Genomic DNA, 15,402 nt, shown 5'->3' with positions numbered 1-15,402 from the left:
TTTTAGCCCATTAATGGTACCTATATCATATCAGTCTGGATTAAGGTTATAAGCTTGATGTGCTTTAAAATATTTGTTTGACATGGCACCTAGTATTAATTCTTCTATATAGATAAAGTTTACCCAAATTTAAGATTAATAAAACCTTTGTTGGCTGCATGCCCACTATGGGTTTGTTTATGTGTTTGTTTGAATTTTTTAGGGCTTTTCAAAAGACTTGTTTCTATAACAACACTTTTATTTTGTCTGATAGTTTTGTTTATGCTGTTATTCTATTTCTGAAATGTCTTTTTTCCATTTTCTCTGGAAGTACTCATATGTTACATCTTTTATTTCTACCACTTCTGCATCGTCAAATGTATAGGTCATAAGCTCAGGGTTAAACACTACCAAATTTTCCCCGTTCCCTACAGAACTCGGAAACAGAATTCCATCAAAATTTAGTTTTCTAATACAATCTGCAATTAGTTGTGTTATATTATATATGTGTCTTTCTGATGGTGGAATGACTTTTTGCATTAATTCTGTGAAAGTATTTAATTTACCGAACTTGTCTAGGCTTTCATCGCTTTGGAAAAAATTCAAAAACTGACTTTCGGTAAGGTCGAAAATCAATAATTCATTATTTACTATAAACTTTCCAATTGAGACTACATCACCTGGATGTGGTCTTATCTCCGATATTGCGGTGTGCTTATCCGTAGCGGAATATAGATAAGAAACGCCAGCTCTGTTTAAACGTCCAATACCAGCAAGTAACGGAGGAGGAGCGCCAATTTGAGAAGCAGAATATGGGACACACACCACTTCTCCTTCAAATCCACCTTCAAACAAACTTCTTTTTTTGTTTTCAACCCCAATTCTAGCTCTATAAAATGCGGATTTACTCTCAACCTTTATTTTCGAGCAGTCAGCATATTCCAAAAGCATTTGTATAATTTGATCTTCGAATTTAAAGTAATTTTCGGTCTTTAACTTATGTTCTATTTCTTTAATTGAATAATCTAAGTCAGATTTTATAGACTGAAGAAGAGGGTTTTGTTGACCATCATAGTAACCTGCAAAAATTGAAACACCTTTTTCATAGGCTTCATAAACTTCGAAGCATTCTATTCTGTTGATTAATTCATCGTAAACATCTTGATCTTTAAAATTTGCCTTATTTAAAAAAATATTGTCTCCTTCATAAAACAATGAACCATAACCGTTGCCACCCCAATGCTCGTTGTAGTCCCATTCAGAATAGTGATAACGGATTAGAGCTTTAATTATTTGTGTAAATTCATTACTGTCAACATCGATAATAAATTCATTGTTTTCACAGCAACTACATAATCCTTTTTTGTTAATCTTTTTAATTAGTTTCTTCAATCGAATGTCTTTCGCACATTCAATGCAAAGCAATAGTTCATCCTCATCTGTCATATTGTGTCTCTTTTATAATTGTACATAACGGTTTGCAGATTTGCGATGGGCGAGGTTTTTAGCATAAATATTAATGCTGAGATTGGAGCTTTCTTTAACCACAAAGTTGTCAGCGCAGCACAGAAACCCACCTATTACAAATGTGCTTTTAATCGTCGACTTTATTCTCCCCATAAGTCTTCCTTAATTTTGTCAAACATAGGTGTCGCTATATGTTGAGAAGGTTTAAATAAGTCGGCATTTTTACCCAATTCTTTTTGAAGTTTTCCTTTTAAGTCACCTAAAACCGTCTTGCCATGTACATATCTTTTGGGATTTTCTTTAATGTTTTTTTCGGCAAGCTCAACATTTTCTCCTGCTTTATGTCCATTTTTACTTTTCAATGATTTGTCTGTAAGTGTGTTTACATATTTTTTTCTTGTTTTCTCAAATGTGTCAGTAATAGAAGTGTTTATTAGTTCTTCAGCCCTTTCAATTGTTATTTCGGGGTGCAAATAATTTATGTGATTAGGCTCTAACAAATGAGCTTCAATATCTGTTCTGTCAGTTACAAAGTGGTATGTAATGTTGTCATTATAACCTTCAATTATTTTTTGTATTTCATCATCCTCAAAATAATCTCTATCTCTATGAATTGCGATTTTAATATTGGGTGCACTTTTAAGAATAAAAGCGGATAAAACATTAGCTGTTTTAACATCAGAACAGCCTTTGTAAGACCAAACCTCTATTTCGTCTAATGGAAGGTTTGATGCTTGAATAAGTGTTTTTATTGGTGTTTGATTTTCATCTTCTGTTAATACAATAAGTTTGAGTTTATCATTCTTTAAGAGGTCGCCTTTATCTAATGCCCCTATGTCCATTAGAACATTAATTATGTTAATGTCTTCTTCTACTATTTTACCTGAATTTATCCAATTTATTTTGGCAATCGGTTCAAGCTCATAAAGAAAGTGTCGAGAATGTGTGCTAATAATGATTTGAAACCCTCTTGCTACAGATAAGTCATAAAGTTTTTTTGCAAGCTTCCTTTGGTTGTTTGGGTGAAGATGCGCATCAGGTTCATCAAGGAGAAGTATTTTAGGTTTGTAAATATTGATGTAGGACAGTATTTGCAATATTTGTAAAAAACCTGTTCCAGCAGCATCAATTGGCAATATCTTGTCTGAATACTTTATTAAAACATTTAAATGCTCGTCTCTCTCTTGATTAAAAGATGCTATAATTTCAATTTCTGGAAATATATCTTTTACATCAGCAATGAATGAATTCCAACTATTTTCATTTGTATGTAAAAGCCAAATAATATTTCTAAATACATTATTCGCATCGCCTCTTGCAGCCGCACGTCTAACAATTCCTGGGCTTTTTAATTCTTCGAAAGCTGGGATACCCGCAAGTCCTGGCACATAAATAGAAAATGGCTCCTCAATTTTTCGTAATAGTTCACCAATTGGTTTGTTGTGTATTTCAGTTGCAATATTTTTATTTTTTCCTTTCCTTATTAAAACTTTACTTTTATTTAGGCTGTCCTTTTCTGTAAATTCAATTTGAATAGCTGATCTAAGTTCTGTTTTTAATTTACCTCCAAATGCCAAAGAATAAACATCTCTGAAAGGAGCATAAATTAATTGTTCAGGAGTTAATGAAGTAGGAAGCTTTTTTGTCTGATTGTTCCACCGAGAGTTTTCAAAATTTGTTGTTTGTGCAACGGAGATTGCAAATTGTATTGCTTGTAGAATACTACTTTTACCCGAATTATTCGAACCGACTAAAACGTTAAGATTTTCTAGTTCAAGTGTCAAATTGGAAATGTTTTTAAAATTACTGATTTCTATTGTTTCTATCATAATGTTGTCGGTAATATCGGTCTTGTAAGCTTACACCTAACTTCCAAATATACGCAAGTATGTTAATTTTGAAAGTGTAGAATACTGTTTATGGATTCTATCAAATAGGTATTTGTGTTTTGTTATTCAAAAACTAAACCGCCGATGGTCAGAGTTATGTCCAGAACTTTTACTGGGGACAGGTAAATGTGTGTGGAACAATAATGGGGCTGATATGGCGAGTTTGATTCAGTCTTGAATCAAATCACCGTACAAGTTACAAACTAGCCCTTTAAACGGACTAGATATAAAAGTAGCTGGGTTTATTTCGTATAATCTAATCGAAAAATGAGAAAAGATTCAGGGTAAATATTTTTAGAAAAGCTAGATATTTAGTATATTTATATCATAGCATTTGCAGCTAAAATATACTAAAAAAAAAAGGTGCGTTATTCGGGGAGTCGAATTTCGAAACCATCCACATACTGTTGAAACGCTGATTATAACACTAGGTGCAAATCCCAGCGGGATCACCAGAAATAGCAACAAAACGTCTAAAAGCCTGCAAATCAATTGATTGCAGGCTTTTTGTTTTTACCCAAAACTACAGTTTATTCAATAAATCACATATAAAAAGTGAGTGATTCGGTGAGTAAATTGAAGTTCTCCCCGACTCACCGAATAAACGAGTTAACATTCTGATATACAGAAAGTTTATTCATCAAACGACTTGACGTCTATTAACTGCAAGGCTACATTTGTTTAACCTTAAATCAGTTGATTATGAAAACGAACTTCAGTATGCTCTTCTACATGAAAAAGCAAAAAAACTATGCTTGCGGTGATGCCCCTATCTATTTAAGATATATCGCTAAATGTAGAACATTAGCAAACAACCAATATCGCATAATAATGCAAACTCTTCTAAAACACAATTCGGGATAGTTTTCTAGGTTTCAATTTTGAGTTATTATGCGTTATTATGCGTTATTACTTGTTTTTCGTAACTAAATATTTTTGAGCTGTAATTATGGAACGAATAGATACTGATATTCTTAATTTAGGGTTTAAGGTTCCTACCCGTTAGTTTACTTTTGAAGTTACGACACAATAAAAGTAGCTATGGGTAAAAATACAACTTTTAGCGGACAGCCGATACTATATCAACTGCTGATCTATTTATATAAAGATCAGCACTCTATTTCTTATCCTTTTCTAATTGCAATAATTTCTGCAACTCTTTCAATTTATCAGGAAACTTTTTAGCAAGATTATTTTTCTCCCCAATATCATCTCTTAAATTGTACAATTGCGGTTCTGGAGAATTACCAGTTTCAGTATCCGTTGACTTTCTATAAGGAACTCCATCATTAGGTTCAATATACTTCCAATTCCCTTTAACAAGAGCCAAACATTCCGAATGCTCCACATAGATTTCCCGACCTGTTTTAGTCGCTCCAATCAGCGTACTCCATAAATCCTGACTATCCTTCGCCTCACCCACAGGCACATTTTGCTTCAACAGTTTAGAAAATGAGGCCAAAAGATCGATTTGCCCAATAAGTGCGTCAGACACCTTGCCTTTTGCAATGTTAGGCCCTGATATCATAAAAGGAACCCTGGTTCCTGCTTCAAAAACACTCCCTTTAGTACCACGTAAAACCCCAGCAGGCAGATGACCATTCCTTTGCGTTACAGCTCCGTCCTGATACCCATCATTCAATACCGGACCATTATCACTACTAAAAACAATAATCGTATTCTCTTTAATCCCCAGAGCCTCTACCTCATCCAGAATTTGTCCAACTGTCCAATCTAGTTGTAAAATTGCATCACCACGGTAACCAAGCCCACTCTTGCCTTTAAACATTGTAGCTGGCATTCTTGGAACATGGGGCTCTGTTAACGGAAGATACAGGAAAAATGGTCGATCAGCATTTTCTCTCATATAGTTTTTAGCCGTGGTTAAAAAAGTAGTAGAAATCTCCTCATCCACCCACCTTGCACTGTGACCACCGCTCATAAAACCTATCCTACCGATTCCATTTACAATCGTATTATCATGACCATGATCCGGTGAAGCCTTCATCTTTAACAATTCAGGATTGTCTTTTCCTGTTGGATCATTGCCCACCTTATTTCTATAATCGACCTCAATAGGATCGTTAAGATCCAAAGCCACCACACGCTGATTTTCCATAAAAACGGTAGGTACCCTATCTGCTGTTGCCGGAAAAATGAAAGAATAATCAAAACCTGTTTCATTAGGTCCAGGCGACACCCTATTGCTCCAGTCCTTTTTTACTCCCTCCCCTAAACCCAAATGCCATTTCCCAACAATAGCAGTGTTATAGCCTGCATTCTTGAACAACTTAGGTAGGGTAATTCTATCCAAAGGGATAATCAAAGCCGCATCACCAGATAAGATATCAGTCCCCTTAACCCGCCAGGGATAATTACCCGTCATCAAAGCGTAACGAGAAGGCGTACATGTTGCAGAAGAGGAATGTGCATTTGTAAAGCGAATGCCGCTCCCGGACAAACGATCCAAATTAGCGGTTTTAATTTTTGTAGCACCATATGCACCTACATCTCCATACCCCAAATCATCGGCGTAAATAAAAATAACATTAGGTTTGGATTCCCGTTTTTGCGCCAACACCAAGCCTGGTGTTAGTACCATAAGAAGACAAATAATCTTAGCATTTAAAAATCTAATCATTACAATATATTAATCTAAAATTTAAACAACACTTCATCGTATACAGACTAAAACATCAATCTATTACTTTAATTTATTCTACCTTCCCATTTTGATGTCGAATATAATTCCTAGGTTAACCCAAGCGTATAGCAAGGGTTAATCATTAAGTCAAATATAAATTAAATGTAACTAATTTCGTAGCGACAGCTGGACCATCCCATAATCGGTGTTTTCCGTTTAATGTTTTTTTCTGATGTAAACAAAAACCTATTCATCTTAAAAATTTAATTTGTGTGTGACTGTGCAATTCATTTTGATTTTTCTATTGGGGTAATACCCTGTAATTTTACCTTTATTAACTCGTTTAGCTTATTTTGGACAAAAAAAATGGAGTTTACTCTTTTATTGTGAACCTATTGTGAACCAGCTAAATCCACCGGCAGGTATAGTAACATTAACAAAAGTTTCCTGTTTATCATTTAGTTCCAGGTTGCTTACTTTACCGGTTTGGTCGGTTAATTTCGCTTTTCCTTTTAAGCCATTATAGTAAAGAGGCACTTTCATTTGTTTGGTAATGGCCTTATCAGTGGGATTAAACACGATTAACATGCCCTTTTCATCAATATCCGGATTAGCATGTAACATTGCATCTAAATCTCTACCTGTCGGGCGAGCAACGTGAATAATATCTGAAGTAAGAATGGCTCTATGTTGCTTAAACCAATTCACCCATTTGGATACCATTGCCTTTGTTTCAGGAGTATCGTACAATCTGTTCCCTCTCACTGTAAACTGGCAACCACTTGCCAAATGTTGGAATAACCCAACTTCATACCTATCCAGGTTTTCTGACAATGGTTCAAGTCCGACCCTGGCATCATTGGTATAAAATCCAACCAGTTGCAATGTCATCCAACCCATAGTTGGGGTTTTATGCCAGGTGCCATCGTAAATGTATTGACGACCTAATAACAGTTGCTGCTTAGGGGTTAAATTCGCACTAGCCTCACGATAGCCCATACCTGTCGCAGCTTGGCCATTTAGAAAATACCAGTCAGGAATAGCCACATACATATTACGGTGCTGAAGTTCGTGAAGTACGCGCACCTGTTGTTTCCACTGTTGCCACTGAGAATCATATAAATTGGTATGATGTGGATGAGTTGTTGAAGAACACACATCACCATGATAAGGTCCATCCATACTAAAAACATTCAAACCTGTTCTATCAAAGAATTTCCACATGTTGGTGTAATACTTATCTTGCCAATCACTTGCAATACAAACACTTTGACCAAATAAACTACCCGGCTTATTGGTTATCGGATCAATACAATCCACATCGGCCCCTCTACCTCTTGAGGCAACCTGTAATTCGTATCCTCCCATTACTATGCCTTTAGTAGCAGCATAAGATGATATCCCTTTCCATAAAGAAACATAGCCTGTATCCAGATTATCATGAGAAATACCTGGCCATGCCATAATATCTAATCTTTCAAATCCCAATTCTCCCATTTGATCAATAAAGCCTTTAAGCTTTGTTTTGTCATGCGAAGTAATACCGGCGGAAATTAAAGATTCTGTTACCTGTGGAGCTAGTTTTCTGTAGAATTTACGATGTGCCAAACTTTGGCGTTCTCTGTCGTCATTATCATGCAATAGCTCAAAAGTAGTAAATGAGGTAAACTGTTGTTTTGATTTCACAGTTTCAGAAGGCCCCATAGGCACTCTGCTTATTAGTAAATTATGATGCGGAAAACCAAGAAATTTGTCCTCAGCCTGATTATGGGATGCCCAGGTATTGTATTCACTATCTGTTCTCCATGTAGTAGTACTTTCACCTGTTTGGTAAGCAGGAGGAGTGCCTTTATAATGCATCAATGCCGATCCTTCTTTATCAGCATTGGCCAATGCAAAAGAATAATCGCTTTCAACATGTATCCGTTTTATCTGATCCTGATTTACGGCTAAAACCTCACATTCAGTTTCACGAACAACAAAAGATGAATTGGTATTGTTGTTGATAGTTAGCCATTTAGCGATAACCGGAATGCCCTCATACAGCTCATAATGGACAGTAACCTGTACCGTATTTTGCCAGTCATTCTTATTTAATGGTGCCTTATAGTGCATTAAAACATGTAAACCTTTAGGTGGCCAGTCCGTATGAGCGCTATTATATTTTTGTTGCCAAGGATAGCGCGCCGTAGGTTGCATTACCTCAATACCTGTAAAACGGAATGCAGAAGGTTCTGCTATTAAATTGCTATACCAGCTCTCTAGTAAATACGACTTTTCCGGTTGTCCGCTAAATCCACCTATATCATACCAGGTGCTATCAATCATTACGCGTGCTTCAGGCTTTACAGCTCTTAAATATTGAGCATCTGTATTTTCATTTTTAAACCCTACACAAGCTAAATTATCAGCCACATAAAACTCGCGACTAAGCAAACCATTGGTCAATAATAGTTTTGCAGACATTTGCCCCGGGTCTTTTTGCAATAATAATTGTACCGGCGTTTTAATCTGACTTACCAACCAATCTTTTGGATCTGCAGGCGCAGTAGGAAACTCCTGTACCTTAACAATTGATTTATTGGCTTCAAGTGCTGCAATTAATGCACGCTGCTCATCTGTAGCTTGCTTTTGCTTTTTTGCAAGCTGTTTGCCGTTAAACAATAGATGTTTGGCTACATCAAACTTTGTTTTATTAAAAGAAGCAAACCTTACCTCATATATTAATCCATTAAAAAAATTCCCTTTGCCTAAGGCCCCTATCGAGAAATTATCGGCTACGGCTTTAGCTACCGGTAAACCTGTTAATGTTTTTATTCCGTTGGCAAGCACCGAAACAGCCTTACCATCATTTACTACAGCTATATGAATCCATTCTCCAGGAACTGCCTTGGCAATAGGCTTAGCGTTTTCTTTTCCATCTATCACTACTACCCACTGGTCTTCTTTTTGAGATAAAACATAACCACTTTTATCATCGCCATAAGCTACTACAACCCCAGTGCTTCTTCCCTTATCATTTGCACCTTGTCTGCTATTTGTCTGAAACCAACCTTCAAACACGAATGGCAAAGCAGCTTTGCCAAAATTACTTGCTACGCTATAGCTTCCACGATCTTTGAAAGAGATTGCTCCCTCTCCGTTTAATTTTTTATCTGCAGGAGCATCTGCAAAAAAAACCGGTTGTCCACTTCGCTTTAAATCGTGGCCCAGACCACTCAAATCCTTTAAAATCTCTGGAGAAGTAGCATAAGTAACTGCGCCTGAACGACCCATATTGTAATGAGCTACTACAGTTTGTTGAGCCTTAGCTTGGTTAAAAAGAAGCAACACTGCAAATACGCAGTATACATGCCTGAAAAAGTTTTTAAAATCTTGAATCAGAAATAAGTTCATTCTGCTGTTGGATTGACCAAAATCCTGCCTAATCTGAAATATATTCAATAAAATTTGTTTAATTCTAAGTTTCATTTACTTGTGTTTTATGTTAATTCTATCTTTAAAATTGCACTATTGAGAGCTTAAATACTCTTATACCTCAACAATGATGTTCGATATACTTATTCTCCACCTGGCCGTCTTCATATAAATCTAAAATAGCATCCCCTGGAGGTGTTTCGCGATAATAGCCCTTGCCTGCAGATTGTTTATCACCCTCTTCCCACCAAAAGCCGCTCAAGGAACCATTACAATAATAATTCACGCCATTGTATTCGGCAGCATCCAGCAGGTGGATATGCCCGCTTAAACAGGTGATCTTTTTATCGGTAAGGTGTGCAATACGCAATATCCTTTTCTTTTTTTAGGACCAGCAACCGATTCTGTCGCCATTGCACTGCCCGATATAGACAATGCTCCGGCAACTAAACCAATACCTTTTATCAATTCTCTTCTTTTCATTTATTTGTCTTTAAAAAGTGTTATTTCTGCCAGTCCAGCCCTACCCTCACTTGCGGATAATATTGAGATTCTGAAATACTTGATTGTCTTCTTGAAACGAACAGGTTTAAAGTCCCAGCCTGTACATTCCTTCTCGTACACCGGTTCCCAGGTTTTACCATCTGAGGATACCTCTACCTTATGACGATATTTTGAACTGTCTTTTTGAAATCTTACCTTGCTTCCAACCACAGTCGTTGGTTCTTTCAACGTCAATGTAACCACTTGAGGAAATTGATCTTGATTGGCAATCCACCAACTGTAATCATTACCGTCTAATAAATTTGTTGTTGGAAAATCAGGATGAGAAGATGTTGTAGAAACATTGCTTATTTCAACTTTGGGTTTAGTAAGAAAACCTTTATCCCATTTGGTGGGCTTCACTACTGCACCATCTTCTTCCTGCCCTTTAAATTCACCATGTATACCATCCGGCAAATGCATCCCTTTGTACGCGATTGTGTTTACGGTTAACTGGCCGGATTTCATCCCCTTAGATTCAACCTGGATTTCTATTTTCCCTGCTTTTTTGGATGTTCTGATAAATGCGAAGCCAATCCCGGACTCTACTACCTGAGGGTTGATTTCGACTCTCGATATACCGTCACCAATCAATGTACCCTCGCCTTTAACCCGAATAATGATTTCAGATTTTGCATCACGTACTACTGAACCATTGGCATCGCAAATTTTGAAATAAACCGGAATCATATCTGATCCATCTGCTACAGGAGTGATATGATCATCAGGAATAACAATCTCGATATGATTGGCATCACCTGCTGTCCGAACTGCGTGCTCAGTCACCTTTTTCCCATTTATATATCCTATTGCCTTCAATTCTCCTGGCTCAAAACCACCGGCATCGAACACATAACTTGGACTCCCTCCTTTAGCCACAATATGAGGATATACCTTTGTTCGCTCAGCACGGGTCTGTTTTCCAATTAGCTTATCGTTTCTATACAACTCAACTGCATCACAATTTGAATAAACTGTAATCTCTGAAGTTGAAGTTTTGTACTTGCCAGATGAATTAAAGGAAGCAACGAATACCATTGGCCCTTCATACAGTCCCTTTTGCGAAATTCCACCAGGACGCATGCTCTGCATCATGTAATAGGCAAACTTAGGGTACCGATTCACATCTACTACTCCTGAATACATCGTTTCTTCTTCGGCACCCCTGGTATAATCGTTGTAACTCCACATAAAATGTCCACCCATCCGAGGATTGGCATCCAGCATACACCAGTCAAAATATCCGTCACCGTTCAATTGCGTCAAACGGCTACGCCCTTGTCGCATCTGCTCATACTCGTTTTCAATCATGCTTACACGGGGTTTTTCTCCCACACCATCTCCCCATTCTCTGGCAAAAAGTGGTTTGATGGCAATCTGATCTTCCAGATAATTACTCATCACGCTCCCGTCTTTGGGGAACTTGCTGACCTGCTTATAAAAAACATCATAATAAGGTTCTGTTTCTTCATGGCTAAAATAATCGCCGGCTGTATAAAGCTGATCTCCCGGATACTCCTGATGCGCTGCCTCAAAAATACGTTTAACAACTTGCAGCGGGTAAGTTGTTTCATTCAACGCAGTTTCCCATAATACAATAGAAGCTCTATTCCGATCCCTTCTGATCATGTTTCGAGTTATAGATTCCAGGCGATCTGCAAAGACCGGATTTTCATTAAAAATCTGCCAACCCGGCACGCATTCCACAACCAGCAACCCGTATTTATCACAAGCGGCCAAAAAAGCCGGATCCTGTGGATAATGCGCTGCCCTCACAGCATTGTATCCTCCTTTTTTCATCTCAATCACATCTCGCTCCTGCATTGAATTTGATGCAGCATCACCGATGTTAGGAAAAGCTTCATGACGATTGGCACCTACCAGATACAGATGCTTTCCATTGATAAAGAAACCTCCATCACGCGTAAACTTAATTGTACGGACGCCTATCTTTTCAGTTCGAATATCTACTACCTTTCCATCCTCAAATAATACCTGACTCTCCAACGAATACAAATAAGGGGTATATGGATACCATAAGTTAGGATTAATCAAATTCAAATCCTGCTCAATTAACGTGTTCTTACCTGTTCCCAGATGGAATTTGCTTTTGCCCCGGGCCACTACTTTTCCGTTTGCATCTTTAATCAGGGTCTGCAAGTAACCTGCTTTCGCAGTAGCATATGAATTGGCAACTTCAGTTTTCACATGAACCACTGCCTGCTGCTTATTTACTTGCGGATAGGTTACAAAAACGCCACTTGCCATCGTACTATGCTGAGCCAGCTCGCTCGTAATATGAAGTTTATCTGTTACAATCAGATTTGCATCACGATAAATACCGCTGTAATAATAAAAATCCAATCGACCTTGTGGTTTTCCTGGGGGTGTCAGTGAATCATATTCAGCCGATACTCGAACAGCGATCACATTATTTTCATTGTTGAATTTTACTTTTTTCGAAACATCCATTGTAAATCCCACGTATCCCCCGTGATGGATACCGACACTTTCTCCATTTACAAACACTTCACTATTGCTCATAATTCCTTCAAAATTCAGAAGAACCCGCTTATCAGCCTGATCTTTGGATAGTTTAAAGTAACGGCGATACCATCCAACACCGTCATAGATGATATCAGCTCCGTTGTGTTTTTTTTCCAACTGCATGATATGTGGTAAAACTACCGGCATCCATTTTGAATCGTCATAATTGAGCATTTGGGCATGCTTCGCATCGCCTCTATAAAAGGCCCAACCTGTATTCAGGTTATAATCCACCCTTGGATTTTTACTTTGACTATTTGCTTCACCAATCTGCATCAATAGGATGATGGAAAGCATAATGTATTTTTGAAATATTCTAGACATCTTTATTTAATAATCATTTATTAATAATCTTTATTTTCTGAACTCTGCTGCATTGGGATACGGCAGTACTTCAATAGTCTTAATAGTTGCGCCATTAACAGTTTGGCGTAATCCAAAGACCAGCACATTCTTCTGAGTTCCAAAATTCAACCAGCACTCAGGTAAAAAGAACTCACGTTGTGGACCCGCTTCCCAATGGCGACCGATATTACGTCCATTGAGCCACATATACCCATTTCCTGAAGCGTTAATTTTGGCCATCCATGGCATCCATACTTTTGCATCCTTTTCAGGTAGGGAAAACTCAACCCTGTACCAGGTAAACAGACCTGTTTGCTCAGCTTTTGGCTGAACACCATTGCCCTTACGCGGAATTTCATCCTGCGTATTAAGTGCAACACGCTCCCATTTATCGGCCTTAAATGATAGTGTAGTAAAACCTTTTGTTATGCCTGCAACATCAGTGGCCAATTCCCACTGTAGTGCATGTGTTAAAACCGTATCTGTTGTGGAAAGCCCGGCCTGTCTGATACCCGCCAACTCTTCCATAGGCACATAACCATGGGCATGACCAAGGTTTTCATATACTACTAGAATTTCGTTTTCTCCTGTTTTTAGTAAACCGCTTACATCAAATCGATTATCAAATTCATTAGGGCGGACGCGAGAATAAGCACCACGTGTAATCCAGGTTTGTGCATCAGCTTTTTCCGGGAAAAGGCGTTTAGGAATTTTGCCATTAACTTGTACCGAAACAATATCACGGCTAAACATATTAAACAACAGCCTGTTTTCTTGCTGAATATCGGCTGAACTTAAAGTAAACTTTGAGCGATACAGGTTATACCGAAAATCGTTGATTCCTACTTCCGACAAAGAAGTCTCTTTTGGAAGCGATTTCCACTTGGCTTCATTTATAGGATCATTATAACGTAAAGCATTTGGAATACGTATATGTGCAATATTTACTGACGGACGAACCACTTGCTCTGGCTCCATTAAGCACCACTTACCCTGCTCGGGCTTAGCACCAGGAGGAATAACCAATACCTGTGCTCCTAAATTCGGTAAGTTGAAATCAATTGCAAATGAATCATTTGTAGTAGCGTTGCCATTGGTAACTACTGCTGTTTTAATCAGGACTTTCTCTCCGTTCTGATTCACATTGTAAATCGGGTCTGTTGATTGAGCTACTTTTCCCGGCACTACAATTACCCTGCCTTTTAAAGGTTTGTTAGGATCAGTATTGTGAAGAAAAACTAATTTGGTCCCATCAGCAGCGATACGCAATCCACCAAAAAGCGCTTTAGGTGCACCCTGAAGCTCACAAGGGCCACCTACTGATCTTGCCAATTTAGCCCCATACTCGCTGATAAATTCACCCAATGCTTTCGCTGCAAAATATTTTGGACCTGTTGCGCCGCTTTCTCTGATAGCTGCATTATAGTCATAACTGGTAGTCATCCCACGTGCACCCCAACCATCAAAGTGAGTCCCCCCAAAAAACATATAGTAGTTGATGCCGGTACCTCCTCCAAGCATGCTCATTAATCCTATTGCTTTAAAATGACGTGCATCAGAATAATGTTCTTCACTCAATGTTCCTGTTACCAGAGAAAACCAACCTCCCTGTAATTCCGTTACAAAGCCAGGAGCATTGCTTTGTTTTTTGCGAAGATCGTACATACGACGGGCACAACTGGGTGCATCGCTTATATTCGCTACATAATAATTATCGCAATCAAATACCTGCGACAATTCCGGATCCTTACTCGCTCTGGTTTGACTGGTAAGACAGGTAAACAAGGGCACATCAATACCATTGTTTTTATAGGAATGATACAAGGCCTTTAGAAAAACCTCCTTGTCTTTGGTACCATGTGCATCATACTCGTTTTCGATCTGAAATAGGATAATCCCCTTCTGCCCTTTCTTCTTTCTGGTAACCTGTTCTGGCGCTAATACTTTAGAAACAGCATTATACCAATGAACAGACCATTTAATATGTTCAGGATCGGCACTGCGTAGCCACAAATCACCTTTACCGGGACCAAACTTGGCCAGCCAGCGAGGGTACCCTCCTCCCGACCATTCGGCACAAAGAAAAGGACCGGGACGCACAATCGTGTAAAAACCGAATTCCTCCTGCGCCATCTTTAGCCAGGCTTTCAGATCTTTAAAGTCGAATTTGGAATTATCGTTCAGTCCGGAAGGTATACTGCGTTCATGCCAGTTCCAGGGAATGTAAGTTTCTACTGTATTAAATCCAGCCTCCTTGATCTTTCGAAAACGATCACGCCACAGCTCTTGTGGGCAGCGGAAGTAATGAAAGGCTGCGCTATATATAAAGACATCTTTCCCTTCAATGGTCATACAAGCACCATCATACCGGATACGATCTGGATGAACAAACTGCTTTATCGGCAATGATGATGATGTTAATTGCTGGGATTGAGCTTCTGTATTGCTTACAAATAAAAACATCAGCAGGCAAGCCTTACGGAACATTTGTGTGTGTAAATATTTTTTTAACATTTTTTATTTAGATTTCAGTTTATAGGAAAGTAAAAAGGGGCTCTAACCAGCCCCCTT

Annotated in this window: 8 protein-coding genes; all 8 read right to left on the bottom strand. The window is 38.2% G+C overall.

All coding sequences use genetic code 11. The features are described from left to right. Positions 1–267 precede the first annotated feature (267 nt). The gene (locus R2Q66_RS12420) at positions 268–1,425 is read right to left on the bottom strand and encodes an RES family NAD+ phosphorylase (RefSeq protein WP_316749370.1); all 1,158 of its coding nucleotides are present in this window, start codon (positions 1,423–1,425) and stop codon (positions 268–270) included. Between the two features lie 161 nt (positions 1,426–1,586). Beyond that, positions 1,587–3,275, bottom strand: a complete 1,689-nt coding sequence (locus tag R2Q66_RS12415) for an AAA family ATPase (protein ID WP_316749367.1) — start codon at positions 3,273–3,275, stop codon at positions 1,587–1,589. A gap of 1,177 nt (positions 3,276–4,452) precedes the next feature. Next, positions 4,453–5,976, bottom strand: coding sequence for an arylsulfatase (locus R2Q66_RS12410; protein WP_316749364.1), 1,524 nt, complete (start codon positions 5,974–5,976; stop codon positions 4,453–4,455). A gap of 384 nt (positions 5,977–6,360) precedes the next feature. Next, positions 6,361–9,450, bottom strand: a complete 3,090-nt coding sequence (locus R2Q66_RS12405) for a LamG-like jellyroll fold domain-containing protein (RefSeq protein ID WP_316749363.1) — start codon at positions 9,448–9,450, stop codon at positions 6,361–6,363. A gap of 67 nt (positions 9,451–9,517) precedes the next feature. Beyond that, a complete protein-coding gene (locus R2Q66_RS12400; RefSeq protein WP_316749361.1) occupies positions 9,518–9,766 on the bottom strand; it encodes a hypothetical protein in 249 nt (82 codons plus the stop codon). Continuing rightward, positions 9,724–9,879, bottom strand: coding sequence for a hypothetical protein (locus tag R2Q66_RS12395; protein WP_316749359.1), 156 nt, complete (start codon positions 9,877–9,879; stop codon positions 9,724–9,726). Before R2Q66_RS12395 ends, R2Q66_RS12400 begins: the two co-directional genes overlap by 43 nt. Continuing rightward, the gene (locus R2Q66_RS12390) at positions 9,880–12,810 is read right to left on the bottom strand and encodes a glycoside hydrolase family 2 TIM barrel-domain containing protein (protein WP_316749357.1); all 2,931 of its coding nucleotides are present in this window, start codon (positions 12,808–12,810) and stop codon (positions 9,880–9,882) included. A 30-nt stretch (positions 12,811–12,840) separates the two neighbouring features. Continuing rightward, positions 12,841–15,345: a beta-galactosidase gene (locus R2Q66_RS12385; RefSeq protein ID WP_316749355.1), complete on the bottom strand. Its 2,505-nt coding sequence runs from the start codon at positions 15,343–15,345 to the stop codon at positions 12,841–12,843. Between the last annotated feature and the right edge of the window lie 57 nt (positions 15,346–15,402).

This window comes from Pedobacter gandavensis (genome assembly GCF_032677645.1).
In the GTDB taxonomy this organism is placed as follows: Bacteria; Bacteroidota; Bacteroidia; order Sphingobacteriales; family Sphingobacteriaceae; genus Pedobacter; species Pedobacter gandavensis_A.
The sequence above is the reverse complement of the archived record's forward strand: the minus strand, read 5'-3'. Positions and strand labels throughout refer to the sequence as shown.